Below are 23116 nucleotides of genomic sequence, written 5' to 3'. Positions count from 1 at the left end.
GGGCCCGAACGGGGTGCGCTGCCCTGCCTCGCACCGCTGGGCACCGCCCAGTTCCCGTGTCTGCAGTGTCCCGTCGTGCATAACTCCGGCAAAACGAGCCGAGCAGCAATGACGGCCCCGGGATCTGGAGGCCGCTGCACCAGGCACAAGCCAATCAGCAGGAGTTATGCACGGGCAGGGCCGGGCACGGGCCGGCACGGGCACGGGCCGGCCGGGAAGCCGAGCCGGCCGAGCAGCAGGGGCACGATCAGCCGCGACGCCGCTCGCAGAAGACGTAGGTCGCCAGATAGAGCCCGAACGACAGGATGATCCCCCCGACGACGGCGGGTGCGGCCAGCCGCGACCACTCGAGGTCGCTCCGGCGCAGGAAGAGCGCAACGACGATGAACGTGAGACTCAGCAGCTGGGCCTGGAAGATCAGCCGGAACGCGCTCCATCGCGAGTCGACGAGAAACAGGATGTCGACCATCCCGGGCAGCGTCAGTATCGCCCCGACGATGCGGGCGGTGAGCGGGGTGAGTTGCCACGCCCACGCGTTGAGAAACCAGGTGGGGAAGGCGAAGAGGGCGAGCCCGGCCACGATCGCGAGCACCCCGATCGCGGCAAGAGTGAATCGAAGCCCCCTCGGAACCGTGACGTCGACGGACTCCGGCAGCCGCGGATCCGCCCAGCGGTTCGCGATCCAGGCCGCAAGAACCAGGAAGGGAGTGGTCAGGTAGAGCACCACCCAGGTGATGAAGGAGATGTGCCCCGGGTGGAAGCGATCCCAGTGCAGGAGCGTGGCGACTCCGGCGAGGGTCGCGAACACGATCACGGCGGGGAACCCGTTCGCCACGCGGTGCCAGCGTCGCTCGATCACCACTGAAATGAAGAACCAGATTCCTCCGATGTAGGCGCTCCCGAGGAGCATCGCGGTGAGCGGAGGAACGATGGTCCAGGCGAACAGCCGCTCGGTGCTGGTCGGGAAGCCGTACAGGATCACGCTCGCCGCGGCCAGGAACGGCAGGATCACGATTCCCAGCCAGCGGGTGGGGGCCAGGATCGCGTCGCCTCCCGTGCCGCGCCAGCGCACCCGGGGCAGGGAATTGCGCTCGTTCGACACCCGCTCCTCCTCTAGTTCGCGTCCACCATGTTCGTGCGCGCACGCTGGCGCACGACCGCCGCGGGCAGGGCGAGGGAGACCGCCTCCTCGAGCGAAAGGTCGTGACCCTCCGCCCGAGCCCGCTCGAAGACGGCCGCGGCGGGGCCGTCGATGATCGGCTGCACCGCCTGCTCATGAAAGGAGAAGCTCCGCGCGTTGTAGAGGCCGGTCTGCTGGCGGAGAGACTCGGATGCCCCCAGGAGTCGGCCGGCCCGATCGGCGTCCTGAGACGCCGCGGCGATCCCCACGAATCCCTCGAGGCCGTACGCCACTCCCTCGACATGGCCGAGGCGGGCCGAGATAGCGAGGCTCTCATCGAATGCGGCGCTCGCCGTGGCCGGATCCCCGCGCAGCAGGTTGACCCAACCGAGGTGGTGGAGGGCGATGGCTGTGCCGAGATCGTCCCTCTGCAGCTTGGTCAGGGCGAGGCTCTCGGTGAAACAGGCGAGCGCTCCGTCCAGATCCTGCCGCATGAGCGCCACCCGACCGCGCGTCACGAAGGCCATCGCCTCGCCCCACCGATCCCCCGCCTGTCGAAACAGGTCCACCCCCTTCTCGAGATCGGCCTCGGCGACCGCCATGTCCGGCTCGGGCGCCGACAGCACCGCGAGGGCGAGGGAGACGAGCGCAAAGGCCTCTCCCGATCGATCGTGCTGGGCGTGGAACAGGCGGGCGCTCTCGGTGAGCCCCGGCACGATCCGCTCCTCCCGGTCCTGCCAGAAGGTGATTGCCCCCGTGAAGTAGAGGGCCTGGGCCCTCGTGAGGTCCGGCAGCTCGTCTCCGGACTCGAGCACCTCGTCCATCCACACCCGCACCTCGCCCAGGTGGCCGCCGATCCACCAGTACAGGTAGAGGTTCCAGGCGAATTCGGCGGCCGAGGCCCATTCCCGGTGATCCAGCCAGAAGCGCTCGGCGGCCCGCAGGTTGTCCCGTTCGTCGGCGAGCCGCGCGACCCAGTCGGCCTGCCGCGAACCGTCGAGCATCCGCTTGGCGTGCCGGCTCTCCCGCAGGTAGTAGTTAGCGTGCCGGCGCCCGGCCTCCTCGAGCTGCCCGCGGTCCGCCAACTTCTCCAGCGCGTACTCGCGCACCGTGGCGAGGATGGTGAAGAACGGCCGCTCGCCGCGGTCCTGCTGGCGCACGAGGCTGCTGTCGACGAGGGTCTCCAGCAGGTCGAGCACCCGCGGCCCCGACGGCGTCACGCAGACGTCCTCCGCCGCCTCGAGCGAGAACCCCCCGGCGAAGATCCCCAGCTGCTCGAGCAGCAGCAGCTCGTCTTCCCGCAGCAACTGGGTGCTCCACTCGATCGTGCTGCGCAGGGTCTGCTGCCGTGCCGGCAGGTCCCTGGCTCCGCCGGCCAGCAGCGCGAGACCCCGGTCGAGGCGATCGATGAGGGTGGCCGGCGGAAGGATCCGGATGCGGGCCGCCGCGAGTTCCAGCGCGAGCGGGACCCCCTCGAGGGCGATGCAGATCCGGGCGACGTCCTCGACGTTCTCGGCCGTCACCTCGAAGTCGGGCTTCACCGCGCGGGCGCGTTCAACGAAGAGGGCCGCGGATGCCGAAGCGAGCACCGAGGCGACATCGGTTCGCCGCGTGAGGGCCGGCAGCCCGAGCGGCCCCACCTCGAAGGTCCGCTCCCCGGAGACCCGCAGCAGCGTTCGACTCGTCACGAGCATGGTGAGTTCGGGCGCGGCAGCCAGGAGCGCAGAGAGAGTGGTCGCCGCATCGAGAACCTGCTCGAAGTTGTCGATCACGAGCAGCGCCTTGCGGTTCGCGAGCGCCGTGGTGATCTTGTCCATCAGGGGTCCGTCGCCGGCATTGCGCACGCCGAGCGACTGCGCGATGGCCGTCGGCACGAGCGCCGCGTCATACACGGTGGACAGGTCGACGAACCACACGCCGCCCGGGAAGTCCGTGCCCACCCGATTGCCCACGTCAATGGCGAGCCGGCTCTTGCCGATTCCGCCCGGGCCGGTCAGGGTCAGGAGCCTGCCCCGTTCCCGCGTGAGTGCCGTCACCAGGGAGTCGACCTCACGCTCCCTCCCCACCAGTTCCGAGAGCGGGTGGGGCAGCACCCCCGTCTCCTCGGCCGCGACCTCGATCGACTTTGCGGGGGCCGCCGGCTCGAGGCTCCGCTCGAAGGTCTCCGCCAGCATCGTCGCGAGGTCCGCCTCGATCAGTTCGCCCAGCTCCTCCGGAGTGGAGAAGTACTTGAACGACGCGTTGTCGGTGTCCCGGATCCGGGCGAGAAGGGCCGTGAGCCCGGCATCCCTCGACTCGGCCGGCTCCTTGATGTAGATGAGCTTGGGGAGCGTGGGCGCGAGGTTGTACTCGTCTTCGAGTCCCGAGACCGCCTCGCCGGGCGCCACCCAGCCGTATCGCTCCCAGTACAGTCCGACGAAGACGTGACTCTGTTGGAGGTAGGCCCGGTACAGCTCGCGGGGCGGGTGCGGGCGGGCGCCGAGCTCGAACATGACGGGCGCGAGGTGCAGCCGCTCGATGGCCGCCCGCGCGCTTCTGCGCTCCGGGGCGAGTTCCCGCAGGGTCGAACTGACGAAGATCCGGAGCCGCTGATCCGGCGTACGAATCACGGGCGGCGCGAGCCCTTCGGCCTCCGATCGGGTATCGGTGCGGGCTGCCACGGGGTCACCTCCCGTCGACTCGGGCGCTCCCGGTTGACTGCACTCTCAGGGACGAACAGTCTCAGGATAGTCTTCGCCCGACGCGCAGTGGGAAAATCCTCGGCTCGGAACGAGCCCACAAAAAGTTCGGCCCCCGCGGAACCCGCGGGGGCCGAACCGTGATCATCGAACCGTGACTACTTGGTCAGCGCCTCGAGTGACGGGGTGTTCTTGTACGACTCGGCGGCGTTGTCCTTGGTGACGAGCTCCGGCGGGAGCAGGTAGGTGGGAACAACCTTGACGCCGTTGTTGTAGTCCGTCGAGTTGGTCGAAGGCGTCTTGCCGGCGGCAAGGTCCTTGATCATCGCGATGGTCTGGGCGACGAGCTTCGTCGTGTCCTTGTTGATCGTGGAGTACTGGACTCCGGTCATGATCAGCGGGATCGAGGCGGCCTCGGAGTCCTGACCGGTGATGACGGGCTGAACCGGCTTGTCCTTGCCCGCCGCGTGAATCGACGTGATGATGGCGCGAGCCAGCGTGTCGTTCGGCGACAGAACGCCGTTCAGAACGGTGCTGCCCGTGTAGTTCGCCGCGAGGAGGGTGTCCATGCGGGTCTGGGCGTTCTGGGCAAGCCATCCGGCGGTCGCCGTCTGCTTGATGTCGGTCTGACCGGAGACGACCTTGAGGGTTCCGTCGTCGATCTTCGGCTGCAGGATCTTCATCGCACCCTTGAAGAACACGGGAGCGTTGGCGTCGTCCGACGAGCCGGAGAACAGCTCGATGTTGTACGTCTTGGCGTCGGGGAAGCGAGCCTTCATGCCGTCGAGAAGTGCCTGGCCCTGAAGCTCGCCGACCTTCTCATTGTCGTACGCCACGTAGTAGTCGACATCCTTGGTGTTCAGGATGAGGCGGTCGTAGGCGATGACGGAGGCGCCGGCGCTGTGGGCGGCGCTGACCTGCGAGCCGAGCTGCGAGCCATCCTTTGCACCGATGACGATGACCTTGGCACCCTTGGTCGTCATCGACGTGATCTGGTTCTGCTGCTCGGACACCGTGTTGGTGGCGGGCGCGTACTGCACGTCTGCCTTGAATCCGGCCTTGGCGATGCCCTCCTCGAAGAGCTTTCCGGCGAGAACCCAGTTCTCCGAGGTCTTGTCCGGAAGGGCCACGCCGATTGTGGACCCGGCCTTGAATCCGGCAGCGGCGCCGGATGAGCTCGTGGTCGTGCCACGGCTCGAGCAGCCCGAGAGGGCCATCAGTGCGACCCCGGCGATTGCCACGGTCGTGATTGCGAACTTACGCATGTGTTGTCTCTTTCTGTTGTCTGTTGGTGCAGTGGAAAGACTGGGGGCAACGATCACCCCCAGGGGCTACCCGAGTGATCAGTTCGGCGTAGTGGACTTGGGGCGGGCGGTTTCTTCCTCGGGGAGCGTGGGAACGACCCGTGGGACATCGAGACTCTCATTGATCCGGCGGGCGCGAGTGAACCGGCCGATGATCGATGGTCGACCCTGCTTCTTGCTGTAGACGTCGATTCCGACCGCGAGCAGCAGAACGAGGCCCTTGATGATCTGCACGCGGTCGATGCCGACGCCGAGCAGCTGAAGGCCGTTGTTGAGCACGGCGATGACGAAACCACCGACGATCGAGCCGACGATCGTTCCGATGCCGCCGGAGACCGCCGCGCCACCGATGAAGACTGCCGCGATCGCGTCGAGCTCCCAGCCGACACCGTCGCCGGGGCCGGAGGCGACCGAACGGCCCACGGCGATCATCCCGGCCAACGCCGCGAGGATCGACATGTTCATCATCACCAGGAAGTTGATGCGCCTGATGTTGACGCCCGAGAGTTCCGCCGCGTGCCAGTTGCCACCGACCGCGTAGATGTGACGGCCGAAGGTGGTGTTGCGGGTGATGAAGGAGTACAGCAGCACGAGCACGCCGAGGATGATGCCGGAGACGGGGTAGCTCGTCCCCGGGCGGCCCGTCGCGAACAGGTAAGTCGCGTAGAGCACGACCGCGAGCAGGATGACGACCTTGACCACGCTCACCCAGAGGGGCGCGCTCTCGGATCCCATCTTGCGCTGGGTTTGACGTTCTCGGATCTCCTGCCACACCACGGCGACCGCCACGAGCAGGCCGAGGATGAGGGTGCCGTTGCTGAAGCCGAACTGCGGTCCGAAGTCCGGGATGAACCCGTTGCCGATGATGGCGAAGGAGTCGGGCACCGGGATGCTCTGCGAGTTACCGACGAACTGGTTGCCGCCGCGGAAGATGAGCATGCCCGCGAGGGTCACGATGAAGGCCGGCACGCCGATGTACGCCACCCAGAATCCCTGCCACATGCCGATCAGCGTCCCCACGACGAGGCCGAAGACGATCGCCAGCAGGGGTGGGAAGTGCCAGCTCTGCATCGAGATCGCCACGATGATGCCGGTGAAGGCGGCGACCGATCCGACCGACAGGTCGATGTGGCCGGCGATGATCACCATCACCATGCCGATGGCGAGGATGAGCACGTACGCGTTCTGATTGACCAGGTTGATGAGGTTGATGGGGTCGAGCGTGAGCCCACCGGTGAGGATCTGGAACAGGATGATGATCACGATGAGGGCACCGAGGATGCCGACCTGGCGGGTGCTGGACCCGTTGCCGAACATCTTGCTCAGGTCACGGATGCCGCCCGACTTCTTCGGGGCTTCTGTCGTAGCGCTCATGGCTGGGTAACTTTCTTCTTCGAGGAGGTCATGCTTCTCATGAGGGTTTCTGGGTCGGCTTCAGAGGCCGGGATGTCGTTGGTGATGGCGCCTTCGAAGATGGTGAGGATTCGGTCGGAGACTCCGAGAAGCTCGGGCAGCTCAGAGGAGATCATGATCACTCCCTTGCCCTGGGCCGCGAGGTCGCGGATGATCCCGTAGATCTCCGTCTTGGCGCCGACGTCGATGCCGCGGGTCGGCTCGTCGAGGATGAGCAGGTCGGGATCGGTGAACATCCACTTCGCCAGCACCACCTTCTGCTGGTTGCCTCCCGAGAGCTTGTTCACCCCCTCCTGCACCGTCGGCGTCTTGATCCGGAGGCTCTTGCGATACTCCTCGGCGATGTTGTGCTCTTTCACCTTGTCGATCACCTGGCCGCGCGAGATCTTGGAGAGCTTGGCCGAGACCACCGACTCCTTGATGTCGTCGAGAAGGTTGAGTCCAAGCGCCTTGCGGTCCTCGCTCACGTAGGCAAGGCCGTTCTCGATCGCCTCCGCGACGTTGCGCAGCTGGATCTCCTTGCCGTTCATGAAGACCTGGCCGGAGATGAAGGTGCCGTATGAGCGACCGAAGATGCTCATCGCGAGCTCAGTGCGACCGGCGCCCATGAGGCCCGCGAATCCCACCACCTCGCCGCGGCGAACGGAGAAGCTCGAATTCTTGACCACCATGCGTTCGGCGGTGAGGGGGTGCTGCACCGTCCAGTTCTTCACCTCGAAGAAGACCTCGCCGATCTTCGAGTTGCGATCGGGGAAGCGATTCTCGAGGGTGCGCCCCACCATTCCTCGGATGATGCGGTCTTCATTGACCCCATCGGCCTGGATGTTGAGCGTCTCGATCGACTTCCCGTCGCGGATGATCGTGATCTCGTCGGAGATCTTCTCGATCTCGTTGAGCTTGTGGGAGATCATGATCGACGCGATTCCACGGCCCTTGAGTCCGAGGATCAGGTCGAGCAGGTGCTGGGAGTCCGCCTCGTTGAGCGCTGCCGTCGGCTCGTCGAGAATGAGGAGCTTCACCGACTTGTGCAGGGCCTTGGCGATCTCCACCAGCTGCTGCTTGCCGACTCCGAGGTTCTTGATCTGGGTGTCTGGATCGTCGGCCAGACCGACGCGCGCCAGCAGTTCGATAGCGGTCTTCTTGGCCACGACCCAGTCGATGTTGCCGAAGCGGCCCCGGGGCTCGTTGCCAAGGAAGATGTTCTCGGTGATCGAGAGCTCGGGGATGAGAGCGAGCTCCTGGTGGATGATCACGATGCCGGCAGCTTCGCTCGACTTGATGTCTTTGAAGCGGCACTCGGAACCCTGGAAGATGATGTCGCCCTCGTAGGTGCCATAGGGATAGACACCCGACAGAACCTTCATGAGGGTGGACTTGCCGGCCCCGTTCTCTCCGCAGATCGAGTGGATCTCGCCGGCCTTCACCGTGAGGGACACCCGGTCGAGCGCCTTGACGCCCGGGAATTCCTTGGTGATCGAACGCATCTCGAGAATGATCGGCTCAGTTGTCATGCCGGGCCTCCGCGCCATCGAGCAGCGGGATGTGTACGTTCACACGCGCGGCGAGCGCATCTGCTTTCACGTAGGACTCCCTTGTCATCAGGGCTGAATTTTGCCCGCTAACAGACTAAACCCCGAGAACGGTCTTGTCGTCAAGTTGTGAACACAACAAGTCCGTAACGACTCAGTTTTGGCGCAATCCGGATGGCTGGAGCACGAGTGAGGCCGCGCCGAGCACCTCCGCGCGATCGCCGAGTGCGGACATTACGATCGTCGTCGCCGCACCGACGCTCGGCACGGCATGACGGCGGAGGCCGCGCTGGACCGGTTCCAGGAGGATCTCGCCCAGACCGGCCAGCGGCCCCCCGATGACGATCACCTGCGGGTTGATCAGGTTGGCAATGCTCGCGAGCGCCCGACCGATGGCGACTCCCGAGTCATCCAGCACTCTCAGTGTTGCTGGGTCGCCGCCGAGCGCGTTCTGCACGATGTCGGCCGTCGTCACGGTAGCGGCACCGCCTCTGCTGAGCAGTTGCATCATCACGGACGTGGACGCAACGGTCTCGAGACAGCCCCGATTGCCGCAGTGGCAGACGAGGCCGTTGTCGACAATGGTCTCGTGGCCGATCTCGCCGGTGATGCCAATGCTGCCGTAGTACGGCCGACCGTTGAGGATCAGGCCGGCACCGATGCCGCTCCCGACCTTCACGAAGGCGAGATTTTCCACCGAGTTGTGCGGGCCCCAGGTCACCTCGGCGAGGGCGCCGAGATTGGCGTCGTTATCGAAAACCACCGGAAAATGCAGGCGTTTCTCGAGGTCCGGCAGGTGGATGCCCTCCCACTCGGGCAGGATGGCACCTTGAACCACGGTGTTGGTTCGCTGGTCGATGGGGCCGGGAATGCCCACGCCCACGCCCAACACCGACGAGGGGGCGATCGCGTGCCGCTCGAGCATTCCCGCCAGCAGTTCGGTGGCGCGGTCGATGCCCTCCTCCGCCCGATGGCCGGGCGGCAGTTCCACGTACACCTCGTCGACCACGACGTGGCCCAGCGTGACGATCACGATCCTGAGGTGCCGACGGCCGAAGTCGATCCCCACCGCGACTGCACCATTGCTGATGAGTCGCACGAGGAGGGCACGGCGCCCGGAACTCGTGGTGGGCTCCGTCGCCACAATCCCGGAGTGGGCCATGTTCTTGATGATGTTCGACACGGTCGCCGTGGACAGGCCGGTCTGCCTGGCGAGCTCGGCCTGGGTCGATGGACCACCGCCGAGGAGGGCGTCGATGATGCGCTGCTGATTCAGTTCGCGCAGAGCCGTCTGGGACCCGGGGTTGCGAGCGCCCCTGGAAACCGGATGCGGCGATGCAGGCATTCCTCGAGAGTGCAGCAAGAAACCCTTGTCGTCAAGAAGTTAACGCAACTTCGAAATCAAAATGTGATCGCTAACATCGTTCCGAGCCTAAATTCGGGGCGGCGCTGTCGATTTTCGAACGATGAGTTCGGGCCTGACCTGCTCGTGGCTGGACTCCACTTCGCCCCGGAGTTCGGCCAGCAGCATCCCGACCGATCGGCGGCCGATTTCAGCGAAATCCTGGCGTACCGTCGTGAGCGGCGGCCAGTAGTGTGCCGCCTCCGGAATGTCGTCGAAGCCGACGACGCTCACATCGCCCGGCACGTCGAGACCGGCGTCCCGGAAGGCGTGGATCAGGCCGAGGGCCATCTGGTCGTTCGCCGCGAACACCGCGGTGAAGTCCCGATAGCGCAGGAGCTCGCGGCCGACGTGGTGCCCGAAGTCCGCCGTCCAGTCGCCGAGGATCGGGGGGTGGGTCGTGAGGTCGGCGTCGTCCACCTCGCGGAGGAAGCCGGTCATCCGCGCCTCGGCCTCGATCCAGTCCTGGGGACCCGAGAGGTGCACGATCTCGCGATGCCCGAGATCGATCAGATGGCGGGTGGCCATTCGCGCACCGGCGATCTGGTCCACCGAGAGGCTGCGGTGATCGTCCCGCCGAGTGGAGTCGAGGGTCACGAGGGGCACGCTGATCTCGAGCTGACGGATGGCGTCGAAGACGCGAACCTGCGGAGCGATCACGACGAGCCCCTCGACGGCCTGGCGCATGAGATGTTCGAGTCGGTCCACGATCGCGGCGTGATCGCTCGTGGCCAGGCTCGTGGTGCTGATCAGGTAGCCGGCCTCGCGCGCGGCCTCCTCGATGGCGTGCAGGCTCGTGGTCGGACCGTAGTGCGCGGTCTGCGAGGTGAGCACGCCGATCGTGCGGGTGCGACTCGTCACGAGCGCTCGAGCCGCCTGATTCGGTCGATAGCCGACCTGCGCGATCACCTCGAGGACGCGCTGCTTGGTGGTGTCCTTGATGCTTTCCGAGTTGTTGAGAACCCGGGAGACGGTCTGGTACGACACGCCGGCAAGACGTGCCACATCCCGAATGTTCGGGGCGCGAACCTTGTCTGGTTCCATGAGAGATCGTCCGGCTTCGTCGACGTGTGATGTGTACGATCACATTTCACGTACAACGAAGACCATTATGGCCCACGCGGGACGGGGCCGAGATCGGGTCAGCGCCTCGTTACGGCAGGTGCGCGAAGACCCGCACGGGGAACGTGCCGAACCCCTCGATCTTCGGTGGCACCGCCGTAACGGTGCTGCCAGAGGGCGGCAGCGCCGCGAGGTTGGTGAGGTGCTCGACGACGTGGATGCCGGAACCGAGCAGCGTGGTGTGCGCCGGGCGCTCGCCCCCAGCCTCGGTGTCGTCGATGTTGAGCGAGTCGATGCCGACCAGCGTGACCCCCGCCTCGGCCAGGGCGCGTGCACCCTCGGCGGTGAGGAAGGGCGCGCCGGTCGCATAGCCGGGCGTCCCGAAGAGCGAGCTCCAGCCGGTGTGCAGCAGGACCGCCTTGCCGGCGAGGTCACGGTCGAGGAACACCTCGGCGGGAATGCCTCGCTCCGATACATCCTGCAAATGGAATACTTCCGCGGGCTGGTCGACGAGGGTCGCGAGGTCGAGATCGGCCAGGTCGTTTCCTCCGTCGAACCGATGGAACGGACTGTCGAGGTAGGTGCCGGTGTTGCCGATCATGGTGATGACATCCATCGCGAACTGGGTACCGGGCGCGTACTTTTCGATCGACTGCTCGCGCGTGAGATGCGGGGTGATGACGGGGGCCGGCAGTCCGGGATAGGTGACGAGCCCAGCGCGGATGGTGTGGCTCAGGTCCACGAGCCGGCCACGAGAGGCTGGCGGCGACTCGATTCCGCGGGTTCCCCGGTGCTGCTCCTCGGCGATCACGAGGTTCGAGATGGAGACCCTCGAGACCAGGGCGAGGCCCAGGTGGCGCACGAAGAGCCGGGCGACATCCGCCTCGGTGACGTCCGGGGTCGGGAGGTCGATCCTGAAGCCCTCGGCGCTGAGGCCGCCGCCGTTGGCGAACTCGACTCGCGCGTCGAAGTGGGCGCGGTACTCGGTCATGATCGTCTCCTTGTGGCGAGTCCGACCACGATGGCCGCAACGGCGAGAATACCCGGGATGAGCAGGTGACTGCCGGCGAGCACGAGCAGGCCGAGCACGAGAACGCAGGAGACGACGGCAAGCCACCAGCCGGCGGACCAGCGCTCGAGGAGCCTCACCGCGGCCGCCATGCCGAGGGCGTAGACCGCCACCATGCAGCTGGTGTGGATGAGGATGAACGGCTGCAGCGACAGACCGCTCGCCACGAGTGCGGCGAGATAGACGAACGCGAGCGCACCGACGACGGCGAGGCTGCGCCGGGGGATCCCGCCGGATTCCACTCCCCTGGCGAGCCAGCCGGGCAGGTCGCCGTCACGACCGAGTGACGCGCCGAGCTTGGCGAAGGCGCCCAGATAGGTGTTGAGCACGCCGAGCGACACGACGGCCGCGACGACGGCGACGAAGGCGGGGCCGACACCGGGCGCGGTCCGTGCGACGAGGTCGAGCAGCGGCACCGGGCCGGCGCCGGCCTCGCTGCCGAGCACGGAAACCGTCACCGCCTGCAGGGAAAGGTAGGCCGCTCCCACCGCGGCGATCGCGATGGCGGTGGCGAGCGGGATGGTGCGGCGAGGATTGCGGAACTCCCCGGCGATGTGGGTGACCGCCTCCCAGCCGGCGAACGCCCAGACGAAGAGGCTGATGGCCGCCCCCACCCCCGGCCAGCCATGGGGCAGGAACGGAGTGAAGTTCTGAGCTCTTGAGGCGGGAGCCGACACCGCCACGACCCCGATCACGATCGCGACGAGGGCGCCGGTGAGCACGAGCTGCACTGCCCCCGACACCCGCAGGCCGTAGGCGTTCGACACCAGCGGGGGAATCAGGATCAGGACGGCGCCCACGATGACGGCCCAGCGCGGGCCACCGAAGATCGCGACGACATAGGAGGCGCCGAGCACAGCCACGACCGGAGACCCGACGCAGACACCGAAAAAGAAGAAGTAGCCGGCCATCCGCGCCGGTGTCCTGCCGAGGGCGAGGCGCACAAAGGTGGCCACGCCCCCGGCATCCGGATATCTGGCCGCGAGCGCGGCGAAGGTGCCGGCGAGCGGAATCGACAGCAGCAGCACGGCGAGAACCGCCACGATGGACGCCGGCCCGGCGGTGCTCGCCGCCAGAGACGGGAGCACGAGGATGCCGGTGCCCAGCACTGCGGCGATGTAGAGCGCGGAGCCCTGGAGGAGACCGACCGTGCCGGCGTGCGGCACGCCGGTGCGCTTGGTCGCCTCTGTCGTCATGAGTCAATCGCCATGACTCAATCGTCGCAGCGGCAGCGTCGGAGCGGCTAGCGATAAACGGACAGCGTGCCACCAGTTACCGCCTGAGCTCGCTGCCTCCCCGCCGGCGCGTGCCCGTTCGACGCGCCCGTCCCGCGAATGTGCCCGTTTGTCGACACTGTGCCGCGTCGAGCCGGCCCGGACACGACAAACGGGAACAATTGGTCGCCGGGACGGCGGCCGGGGTGGCGGCGGCCGGGATCAGGCGGCGGCGCGGTCCAGGGCGGCGAGCACGTCCCCGACGAGATCGTCGACCCCTTCGATGCCCACCGACAGCCGCACGATGTTATCCGCGACCTCGAGAGAGGTGCCCTTGACGGACGCGTGGGTCATCTCCGAGGGGTACCCGATGAGCGACTCGACACCGCCGAGCGACTCCGCGAGCTGGAACAGCTCGGTGGATTCGGCGAACGTGCGCGCGACGGCGGCACCGCCGGTGAGCGCGAGCGAGATCATCCCGCCGAAGCCACGCATCTGGCGCGCGGCGAGCTCGTGTCCCGGGTGGTCGGGCAGGCCAGGATAGAACACGCGTCCCACGGCGGGATGCCCCACCAGCGCCTCGGCGATGGCCTGGGCGTTCGAGGAGTGGCGCTCCACTCGCACCGCGAGGGTCTTGATCCCGCGCACGGTGAGCCAGGCATCCATCGGCCCGGAGACCGGCCCCACGGCGAACTGCAGGAAGCGCACCTTCTCGGCCAGCTCGTCGTCGTTGATCACCACGGCGCCGCCGAGCACATCGGAGTGACCGCCGAGGTACTTCGTGGTCGAGTGGGTGACGATGTCGGCGCCGAACGCGAGCGGATTCTGCAGGTAGGGGGACGCGAAGGTGTTGTCGACGACCACGAGCACTCCGGCCGCATGGCCGATCTCCACGAGGGCGGCGATGTCGCTGATCTTCATCAAGGGGTTGCTCGGCGTCTCGAGCCAGAGCACCTTCGTCGCGGGGGTCATCGCCGCACGCACGGCGTCGAGGTCGGTCATCTCGACCGAATCGAGGTGCACACCCCAGGGCACGAACACGCGATTGACGAGACGGTGCGTGCCCCCATAGACGTCATTGCCCATCACGACGTGGTCGCCCGGGCGCAGGAGCGCACGCAAGAGCGTGTCTTCCCCGGCGAGACCCGACGCGAAGCTGAACCCGTGGGATCCACCCTCGAGGTTCGCGATCAGCGTCTCGAGCGAGGTGCGCGTGGGGTTGCCGCCGCGGGTGTACTCGTAGCCGTTCCGAAGGCCGCCGATGCCGTCCTGCACGAAGGTGGAGGTCTGATAGATCGGCGGGATCACCGAGCCCGTGGTCGGGTCGAACTCCTGACCGACGTGGATGGCGCGGGTGGAGAAATCGAGCGGTTCTGGCACGGGGTTCTTTTCTGGGGGAGGGACGAGTTGGTCAGTCGGAGAGGAAGGTGAGCAGGTCGTGCCGGGTGACCACGGCCACCGGCTTGCCGTCCTCGGTCACGAGCAGGGCATCCGCCTTGCCGAACGCCGACCGGGCGGCGCTCACCGATTCGTGCACACCGATCAAACCGAGCGGGGCACCGATAAATTTCCCGACCGGGTCGGTCATCTGCGCGTCGCCGCTGAACACCTGCTCGAGCAGGGATCGTTCCTCGATCGCGCCCACCACTTCACCGATCACGACGGGGGGCTCCGCGGACAGCACCGGCAGTTGAGAGACACCGTACTGGGTCATGATCTGGATGGCGTCCCGAACGGTGTCCGACGGGTGCACGTGCACGAGCGCAGGCAGCGAACCGGTCTTGTGGCTCACCACGTCGGCGACGGTCTTCTCGTCCGAGACCTGGGTGAAGCCGTACGACTGCATCCACTTCTCGCTGAACACCTTGTTGAGGTAGCCGCGTCCTCCGTCGGGAAGCAGGATGACCATGATCGCCTCGGCCGGAAGGTCGCGCGCCGCCTTGAGCGCCGACGCCACCGCCATGCCGCTTGATCCGCCGACAAGCAGTCCCTCTTCGCGCGCCAGCCGACGGGTCATCTCGAAGGATTCTGCGTCGGAAGAGGCGATGATCCGGTCCACGACGGAGGCGTCGTAGGCCTCGGGCCAGAAGTCCTCACCGACGCCCTCGACGAGGTACGGGCGCCCGGTGCCGCCGGAATAGACCGACCCCTCCGGATCTGCTCCGATGATCGTGACGGCGCCGTCCGACACCTCCTTGAGGTACTTCCCGACCCCACTGATGGTGCCCCCGGTTCCCACGCCCGCGACGAAGTGGGTGACCCGGCCGTCGGTGTCGCGCCAGATCTCCGGACCGGTGGTCTCGTAGTGGCTGAGCGGACCATTGAGGTTCGAGTACTGGTTGGGCTTGAATGCGCCGGGGATCTCCCGCGCGAGCCGATCGGACACCGAGTAGTAGGACTCTGGGCTGTCCGGCGCGACGGCGGTCGGCGTGACGACGACCTCGGCGCCGTAGGCGAGCAGCACGTTGCGCTTCTCTTCGCCCACCTTGTCCGGCAGCACGAAGACGCAACGGTAGCCGCGCTGCTGGGCGACGAGCGCGAGCCCGATGCCCGTGTTACCGGAGGTCGGCTCCACGATCGTGCCGCCGGGCTTCAGCTTGCCCTCGCGTTCGGCCGCGTCGATGATGCGCGTGGCGATGCGGTCTTTGGATGAGCCGCCGGGGTTGAGGTATTCCACCTTCACCAGCACCGTCGCCGCGATCCCCGCCGTGACGACGTTGAGCTTGACGAGGGGGGTGTTTCCGACGAGGTCGATGACGCTGTTTGCGTACTTCATGGTTCGGCCAATCTACCAGCGGCGTTCGGCCGGTTACGCGTCGGGCCGGGCGGCTTCCGCGCGGACACCGGCACACGCAGCGCGGGTCAGGCTCCGGCCGACGACACCTGTTCGCGATAGAGGCCCGCATAGACCCCGCCCGCCGCGGCCAACTCCGCGTGGGAGCCGCGCTCGACGATGCGTCCGCCGTCGACGACGAAGATGACGTCGGCCGAGACGATCGTCGACAGCCGGTGGGCGATGGCGATCGTGGTGCGTCCGGCAGAGGCGGTGTCGAGGGCGTCCTGAACGACGCGCTCGGAGATCGAGTCCAGCGAGCTCGTCGCCTCGTCCAGGATCAGCACGCGTGGATCTTTCAGCAGCACCCGGGCGATCGCGATGCGCTGCTTCTCGCCGCCGCTCAGTCGATAGCCACGCTCCCCCACGACAGTGTCGTAGCCGTCGGGGAACGACACGATCGTGTCGTGGATGTTCGCCGCCTGGGCCGCGAACACCAGTTCTTCGTCACTCGCGCCGGGCTTGGCGTAGCGCAGGTTCTCGGCGATCGTCGCGTGGAAGAGGTAGGTCTCCTGGCTCACGATGCCGATGTTGGCGACGAGGGACTCCTGCTCGAGTTCGCGCACGTCGTCTCCGGCGAAGAGGATGCGTCCGCTCGTCACGTCGTGAAAGCGCGGAATCAGGTAGGAGACGGTGGTCTTGCCGGCACCGGACGGCCCCACGAAGGCGGCGAACTGGCCGGGTTCGATGGCGAACGAGACGCCCTTGAGCGTCGGCCTGGCGTCTGCCCCGGCGTCCGGGTAGGCGAAGACCACGTCGTCGAACTCGATCCGCCCCAGCTTCGCCGCGTTCGCCGGGTGGGCGTTGGGGGCGTCAGCGATCGCCGGACGCAGGTCGACGTACTCGAAGATCCGCGCGAACAGGGCCTGCGAGGTCTGCAAGTCGAGGGCCACCCGCATGAGACCGAGTAGCGGCCACATGAGTCGCGCCTGAACAGTCGTGAACGCGACTATGGTGCCGGCGGTCACCGGCACGTCGCCGAGGATCAGCCACGCCGCGCAGATGTAGATCACCGCCGGAATGATGGCGAGGAAGATCTGCACCGTGGCGAAGAACCACTGGCCGCTCATCTGCTCCCGCACCTGGAGGCCGATCTGGTTGTCGTTCTCCTTGGAGTACCGGCCGACCTCGGTGCCCTGCTGGTTGAAGCTCTTGGCCAGCAGGATGCCGGAGACCGACAGCGTCTCCTGGGTGATCGCGGTCATGTCGCTGAGCGACTCCTGCGTCTTCGTCGCGATCTTGGCGCGCACACGGCCCACCCGGCGCTGGGCGAAGACGAGGATCGGCATGAGGATCACGGCCACGATGGTGAGCTGCCAGGAGAGCACGAGCATCGACACGAAGGCGGCGATCACGGTGACCGTGTTGCCGAGCACGCTAGAGACGGTGTTGGTGAGAACGCTCGCGACGCCGCCCACATCGTTCTGCAGACGGGACTGGATGATGCCGGTCTTGGTGCGGGTGAAGAACGCGAGTTCCATCTTCTGCAGGTGGCCGAACAGCCGCACCCGCAGCGCGCCCATGACCCGGTTGCCCACGGTGGCCGTGAGGAATGTCTGCCACACCCCCAACGCCGCGGAGGCGACGTAGATGAGCACCATGAGGCCGACGATCTCGATCAGCACGGGGAAATCGGGGCGTCCACTCGCCGGGAAGAGCCCGAAGTCGAAGGCACGCTTGGTGAGAAGAGGTGGCAGCACGGTGAGGGCGGCGCCGATCACGACGAGCACCGCCGTGATGGCGAGGGAGCGGCGGTGCGGCGCGAAGAGCTGCACTATGCGTGCGAGAAGGTCGGGGATGCGCGGCGCCTCCGCGTTGGCCTCGCGCTGGGCATCCGCGTCGCCCCCGCTGATGCGCGTGCGCTGCTTTCCCATGCGGCCCACTTGGCTGCCACCGTGCATTCCACTCATCCCTTCACTGTACGCAGGGGAGACGACGGGCCGGCCGCGATTCGCGGCGGGCGGAATCCGCCGGCTGCTCCGGATGCCCCGCGTCCGCGGGGGACCTCCTCGGCGGCGGGAGAAACGACGCCGGGCGGCGGGTTAAACGTCTCACGGCGGGAGTTGTGACTCCCGCCGTGAACGCGTATCCCCCGCCACCGGGACCGAGACCCGGGCGCGCGCGGATCAGCCCTTCGTGCTGCCCGCCAGCAGGCCGCGGACGAAGAAGCGCTGCAGTGCGAAGAACACGATGAGCGGAACGAGGATCGAGATGAACGCGCCCGAGGTGAGCAGCTGCCAGTCCTGGCCACGGCCACCGGTGATTTCGGCGAGCAGCTTCGTCATCGGCGCCACCTCACCATCGGCGAACACCAGCGCGACCAGCAGGTCGTTCCACACCCAGAGGAACTGGAAGATCGCGATCGACGCGATGGCCGGCATGGTGAGGGGGAGCACGATCCTGAAGAAGATCTGCCCGTGTCCGGCCCCATCCACCCGCGCCGCCTCGATCAGCTCGGCGGGAAGCTCGGAGATGAAGTTGTGGAGCAAGAAGATCACGAGCGGGAGTCCGAAGATCGTGTGGGCGATCCAGACCTGAGTGTACGAACCACTCGCATTCAGCCCGGCGAACAGCTGCACTCCGCCGATCGTGAGCCCTCGGGAGAAGAGACTCAGCAGGGGGACGAGAGCCATCTGCAGCGGCACGATCTGCAGTGCGAACACCCCGATGAACATCCAGTTCTTACCCTTGAAGTTCATCCACGCAAACCCGTAGGCCGCGAGGCTCGCGAGAGTCAGGGGGATGAGCGTCGCGGGCAACGTGATGGCGATCGAGTTGATGAACGCCTGCCCGAGATTCAGCTGGCTGTTCCCGGCCTTGAGAACCTGCGAGTAATTGTCGAAGGTCAGCCCGGGGTTCTGGAAGATCGTCCACCAGCCCGTGGTGTTGATCAGGGCGGCCGGACGGATCGAGGAGATGAACAGCCCGAAGGTCGGCACCGTCCAGACCAGGGCGATGATGAGCGACGCAATGGTCGCCCCGCGACTGGTCAGGCGCTTCTTCGTGCGCTTCGTGAGGGTTCGCTCGGAAGCCCGTTCACCGGCCTTGAGCTGGCGCTTCGTCGCGTTGTCGATCGGTACATCGATGGGTGTGACGGCGCTCATCGGATCTCCCTCTGCTTCTGGATCTGCCGTGCGTTGTAGATGACGATGGGTAAGACCAGTACGAAGAGCACGACCGCGAACGCCGCCGAACGGCCGTTCTCGAAGCCCTTCCACTGCGTGTACATCTCGTTGGCGATGACGCTCGTTTCGTTGGCACCGGCCGTCATCGTGCGCACGATGTCGAAGACCTTGAGCGACGCGATCGAGATCGTGGTGAGCACCACGATGAGTGACGAGCGGATGCCCGGCACGGTCACGTTGATGAAGCGCTCCCACGCATTCGTGCCGTCCAGTTCCGCGGCCTCCAACTGCTCCGTCGGCACACCCTTGATGGCCGCCGAGAGCACGACCATCGCGAATCCGGTCTGGATCCAGACGAGCACGATGATGAGGAAGAACGTGTTCCACGGGGAGATCGAGACGAAGTCGGTCGGCTGGCCGCCGAAGAGCACCACCAGCTGATTGAGAAGACCAATCTGGTTCTGGCCCGCCGGTCGCGCAGCGTAGACGAACCTCCAGATGATCGAGGCACCGACGAACGAGATCGCCATCGGCATGAAGACCAGGATCTTGAAGAACTTCTCGCCCCGCGACTTGTCGATGAAGACGGCGTAGGCGAGCCCGATCGCGGTCGAGAACGCCGGCACGATGAGCACCCAGATGATGGTGTTCAGCACCACCCGGATGCCCGTGGGCTGGGTGAAGATCCACTGGAAGTTATCGAGGCCCACGAACCGGTTGCCGCGGCTGTTCTGGAAGGCCGCGATCGTCGTCGAAATCGTCGGGTAGACGAGGCCGATCAGCAGCAGGACCAGTGCCGGCGCGAGAAAGCCGACCAGCTGGAAGAGGTAGCCGGCGCCCTGCTTGGCCCGGTAATCGAGGATGAAGAAGATGCCGCCGAGAACCGCTGCGACGGCAGCCGCCCAGAGGACCGACCCCAGGAACAGGAAGATGACCAGTGGTGCGAGCACGCACACGGCGAGGCGGATGATCGTGTACTTGCGTCCCGACCGCGGTGCGATCTCAACGAAGAACAGGATGACCGCCACGGCGGCGACGAACGCTCCGACGACGAGGGGGATCTGGACCAGCGCGGGGAGCGTCGCTATCCAGTGGAAGAAATCTGACATTGTGCCCTTTCGAGTACGGCAGTGGACTCAGGAGCCTGCGGATTCGGATGCATCTGCATTAGACACCGTAGCAATGGGGTACGGAAAGGCCGGCAAAGAATTTTCTCTCTGCCGGCCCCTCGCGTTGGGTGTTACTTAGACGACCGGAGTCGCTAGTTGGCCGGCCAGGATGCGTCGATGGTCTTCAAGACCTCATCCGTCGACTTGCCGTTGATCCAGTCGACCATGCCGGTCCAGAACGAACCCGCACCGACGACGCCGGGCATCAGGTCAGACGCGTCGAAGCGGAACGTCGTCTTCGGGTCCTGGAGCGTCTTGATGGCCTGCTGCAGGATCGGGCTTGACGCGTTCTTCGGGTCGAGACCCTTGTTGGCGCTGATCACACCACCGAGCTTGACGCGGCTGTTCGCCCAGTCGCCGCTCGACAGGTACTCCTGAACCTTCTGGGTGTCCTTGTCGTTCGAGAACGCGGCAACCATCTCGCCACCACCGGTGACGGCCGGGCCGGCACTGGAGTCGATCGGCGGGGTGATGAAGGCCCAGACCTGCTTGTCCGGTCCGACCGTCGCGTTGCCGTTCTTCGGGTCCTGGATGAATCCATCGAAGAAGGACGCCTGGTGAGTCAACGCGCAGGAGCCGTTTCCGACCACCCGGGCGACGTCACCGAACGGCGTGGAGTTGATCGACTTCACATCTCCGAGGCCGGCGTTCACGTAGGCCGGGTTCTTGAGGATGTCGCCGACGCTATCGAACGCCTTCTTGATGGCCGGGTCGGTGAACGGGATCTTGTGGCTGACCCACTTGTCGTAGGTCTCCGCTCCGGCCTGGCGAAGCACGAGGTCTTCGACCCAGTCGGTTCCCGGCCAGCCTGTCGCCGCATCCGAGCCGAATCCGGCACACCACGGGGCCTTGCCGGTCTTCTCCTGGATGGTCTTGGTCAGGGTGAGGAGCTCATCCCAGGTCTTCGGCACCTCGACACCCCACTCCTTGAACTTCGCCGGCGAGTACCAGATGAAGCCCTTGACGCTCGCCATGAGCGGCGAGGCGTAGAGAGTGCCGCCTGACGAGGCATAACCGGCCCAGTCCTTGGACCAGTTCTTCTTCACGTTGGCCGCGGCCGCGGCCGGCTCGGGCTGAATGAAGTCGCGCGACGCCAGGTCCTTCAGAAGGCCGGGCTGCGGGAAGATCGCGATGTCGGGTGCGTTGCCGCCCTGGGCGCGAACGCTGATCTGGGTCTCGAACTCCTTGGAGCCTTCGTACTTGATCGTGATCTTGTTCTTCTTCTCCCAGTCAGCCCAGGATTTCTGCAGGAGCTCCGCCTCGGTGTCGACGATCGTGCCGTAGATGGTCACGACTCCGTCGGCCTTGCCGGCGTCGCCCGGACCCTTGTTCGACGAGGTGGAGCCGCCCCCTGACGAGCAGCCCGCGAGAGCAAGGCCCGCGATGGTAAGAAAAACGAGTGGGGCTGTGATGCGGCGGTGCACGGTGGAACTCATGTAACTCCTCCTCATTGAGGTTCTTCCGCAAGGTGTTCATGGCTGAACGCGGACTGGACAGTGCTGTGTTGCCGGTTCGCGTGCACCGGTTACACGCGCAGGCGGACAATAGGGAACCGGTTCCACTCGACAAGCTACGACACCGCGAGGGGTTTCTGCAAGCGCTTGGCGCGGCCTGTTATCTAACGTTATCGTCACGCGCGTGTCTCATCGGCCCGGTCGATGTTCCCCGCCTTCCCACCGTGGGAGCGCGACCATGTGGAACCGGTTCCATTCGATGGAAAAGATGGCTAGGCTGTGCTCCGCCGAGCCGCTGCCGAAGGAGATGGGTGCTTGTGAGTGCAATCGCCGATGTCGCACGCCTTGCCGGAGTGTCGAAATCCACCGCATCCCGCGCGCTCAGCGGCCGAGGCTACGTCTCTGAACAGACGAAGACGAAGGTCGAGCGGGCCGCCGCCGCGATCGGCTACGTGGTCTCCTCGAATGCAGCGAGCCTCGTCACCGGCCGAACCCGCAACGTGGGAGTGGTCATCCCCTTCGTCAACCGCTGGTTCTTCGCCGAGGTGCTCGAGGGGATCGAGAGCGCCCTCATCGGCGCGGGCTACGACCTCACCCTCTACCGGCTCAGCCCGAATGCGGCCCTGCGCGAACGCATCTTCGACTACTTCCTGGTGCGCAAGCGCGTGGACGCGGTCATCGCCGTAGACGTGGCCCTCACCGCACACGAGGTCGCGCTGCTCAAGTCCCTCGGCAAGCCGATCGTGAGCATCGGAGGCGACATCGACGGCATCTCGTCCCTCAGCATCGACGACGTGCGCGCGTCCCGGTTCATGACCGAACATCTCTTGAGCCTCGGCCACACCCGCATCATGCACCTGGGCGGAGACCTCAACGAGCAGATGGACTTCCGGGTGCACACCCAGCGTCTCACCGGCATGCGGGAGGCTCTCGACGCCGCCGGGATCGAGCATCCGGACGACTTCCGCGCTGTGCCCTACACGATTCCCGGCGGATATGCCGGGGCGCTCGCGGTGCTCGGCGACCCCGGCTCGCGACCGACGGCAATCGTGGCCGGCTGCGATGAGATCGCGATCGGCGCGATCGTGGCGGCCCGACAGCTCGGCATCACCGTGCCGGAACAGGTCTCCATCGTCGGGATCGACGGCCACAATCTGGCGGAGATGTTCGGGTTGACCACGCTCGAGCAGTACCCGGTCGACCAGGGCGCCAAGGCGGTCGAAATGATCATGGAGCGGCTCACGAGCGATCGGGGGCCCCTCGAGGACGAGAGGGTGACGATGCCGGTGCACCTGAAGGTGAGGCGCAGCACGACGGCGCCCGCCGGAGTCGCCGTCCGCTGATCGCCGCAGTCCTGATTGCCGCTGTCCCGCTCGCCGCGGCAGCGCCGGGACCCGTGGCCCCGGCGCTGCCGCGTCGTGCAGGCGGGCCGTGCCCCCATCAACGCGCTGAACCGGGCTAGCCAGAGGGTAAGACTGTCTAGTCCACACATAGATCGGGGTACAACTCGCAGAATTCACGCCGTCCACCTCAAGAAATCCGGCGGCGACGCGTCCTCATTATGGTGGACAACGAATGCCAATCGCAAGTAGCCTCAGGCGTGAGCAATCGGTGAAACGGTTTGCTCGGCGTTCCATGGGCCGACATCGTCGTCGGTCGGCTCCTCGAGGGCGCTGCAACGTCCGTCCCTGATCCCGGACGATGCGGCGTAGACGGCACAGGCGCGGGACATGCCGAGTGGTTA

16 protein-coding genes are annotated in these 23116 nt (G+C 66.2%); 1 reads left to right on the top strand and 15 read right to left on the bottom strand.

Annotated elements, in window-relative coordinates; all coding sequences use genetic code 11:
* Positions 1-247 precede the first annotated feature (247 nt).
* The 15 genes from FVP33_RS02190 to FVP33_RS02120 all read right to left on the bottom strand — a co-directional run bounded on the left by FVP33_RS02190 (position 248) and on the right by FVP33_RS02120 (position 21354).
* Entirely contained in the window at positions 248-1102 is an 855-nt protein-coding gene (locus tag FVP33_RS02190; protein ID WP_246142129.1) for a hypothetical protein, read from the bottom strand.
* Between the two features lie 11 nt (positions 1103-1113).
* A complete protein-coding gene (locus tag FVP33_RS02185; protein WP_147781985.1) occupies positions 1114-3780 on the bottom strand; it encodes an ATP-binding protein in 2667 nt (888 codons plus the stop codon).
* 176 nt (positions 3781-3956) lie between these two features.
* Positions 3957-5063 (bottom strand): substrate-binding domain-containing protein, encoded by a 1107-nt coding sequence (locus FVP33_RS02180; RefSeq protein WP_147781984.1) that lies wholly within the window; start codon positions 5061-5063, stop codon positions 3957-3959.
* A gap of 78 nt (positions 5064-5141) precedes the next feature.
* Positions 5142-6476, bottom strand: coding sequence for a multiple monosaccharide ABC transporter permease (gene mmsB / locus FVP33_RS02175; protein ID WP_147781983.1), 1335 nt, complete (start codon positions 6474-6476; stop codon positions 5142-5144).
* Entirely contained in the window at positions 6473-8026 is a 1554-nt protein-coding gene (mmsA, locus tag FVP33_RS02170) for a multiple monosaccharide ABC transporter ATP-binding protein (protein WP_147781982.1), read from the bottom strand. The genes mmsB and mmsA overlap by 4 nt, the downstream gene beginning before the upstream one ends.
* A gap of 172 nt (positions 8027-8198) precedes the next feature.
* Positions 8199-9389 (bottom strand): ROK family transcriptional regulator, encoded by a 1191-nt coding sequence (locus FVP33_RS02165; protein ID WP_147781981.1) that lies wholly within the window; start codon positions 9387-9389, stop codon positions 8199-8201.
* A gap of 87 nt (positions 9390-9476) precedes the next feature.
* Positions 9477-10490 (bottom strand): LacI family DNA-binding transcriptional regulator, encoded by a 1014-nt coding sequence (locus FVP33_RS02160; RefSeq protein ID WP_147781980.1) that lies wholly within the window; start codon positions 10488-10490, stop codon positions 9477-9479.
* A 109-nt stretch (positions 10491-10599) separates the two neighbouring features.
* Positions 10600-11499: a cyclase family protein gene (locus tag FVP33_RS02155; RefSeq protein WP_147781979.1), complete on the bottom strand. Its 900-nt coding sequence runs from the start codon at positions 11497-11499 to the stop codon at positions 10600-10602.
* On the bottom strand, positions 11496-12773 hold the full coding sequence (locus tag FVP33_RS02150) for an APC family permease (RefSeq protein ID WP_147781978.1): 1278 nt from the start codon (positions 12771-12773) through the stop codon (positions 11496-11498). Before FVP33_RS02150 ends, FVP33_RS02155 begins: the two co-directional genes overlap by 4 nt.
* A gap of 240 nt (positions 12774-13013) precedes the next feature.
* A complete protein-coding gene (locus FVP33_RS02145) occupies positions 13014-14171 on the bottom strand; it encodes a cystathionine gamma-synthase (protein ID WP_147781977.1) in 1158 nt (385 codons plus the stop codon).
* Between the two features lie 31 nt (positions 14172-14202).
* A complete protein-coding gene (locus tag FVP33_RS02140) occupies positions 14203-15567 on the bottom strand; it encodes a cystathionine beta-synthase (RefSeq protein WP_147781976.1) in 1365 nt (454 codons plus the stop codon).
* 86 nt (positions 15568-15653) lie between these two features.
* Positions 15654-17534 carry an ABC transporter ATP-binding protein gene (locus FVP33_RS02135; RefSeq protein ID WP_147781975.1) on the bottom strand — a complete coding sequence of 627 codons (1881 nt, stop codon included), beginning with the start codon at positions 17532-17534 and terminating at the stop codon, positions 15654-15656.
* Between the two features lie 216 nt (positions 17535-17750).
* Positions 17751-18728, bottom strand: a complete 978-nt coding sequence (locus tag FVP33_RS02130; RefSeq protein ID WP_147781974.1) for a carbohydrate ABC transporter permease — start codon at positions 18726-18728, stop codon at positions 17751-17753.
* Entirely contained in the window at positions 18725-19858 is a 1134-nt protein-coding gene (locus FVP33_RS02125; RefSeq protein WP_147781973.1) for a carbohydrate ABC transporter permease, read from the bottom strand. Before FVP33_RS02125 ends, FVP33_RS02130 begins: the two co-directional genes overlap by 4 nt.
* Positions 19859-20010: 152 nt before the next feature.
* Positions 20011-21354 (bottom strand): ABC transporter substrate-binding protein, encoded by a 1344-nt coding sequence (locus tag FVP33_RS02120; RefSeq protein ID WP_147781972.1) that lies wholly within the window; start codon positions 21352-21354, stop codon positions 20011-20013.
* A gap of 329 nt (positions 21355-21683) precedes the next feature.
* On the opposite strand from FVP33_RS02120, the gene FVP33_RS02115 reads away from it, so the two are divergent.
* Positions 21684-22715: a LacI family DNA-binding transcriptional regulator gene (locus tag FVP33_RS02115; RefSeq protein WP_246142128.1), complete on the top strand. Its 1032-nt coding sequence runs from the start codon at positions 21684-21686 to the stop codon at positions 22713-22715.
* Positions 22716-23116: the final 401 nt, after the last annotated feature.

The organism is Lacisediminihabitans profunda, assembly GCF_008040105.1.
Classification (GTDB): domain Bacteria; phylum Actinomycetota; class Actinomycetes; order Actinomycetales; family Microbacteriaceae; genus Lacisediminihabitans; species Lacisediminihabitans profunda.
This window is presented reverse-complemented; position numbering and strand designations above follow the sequence as displayed.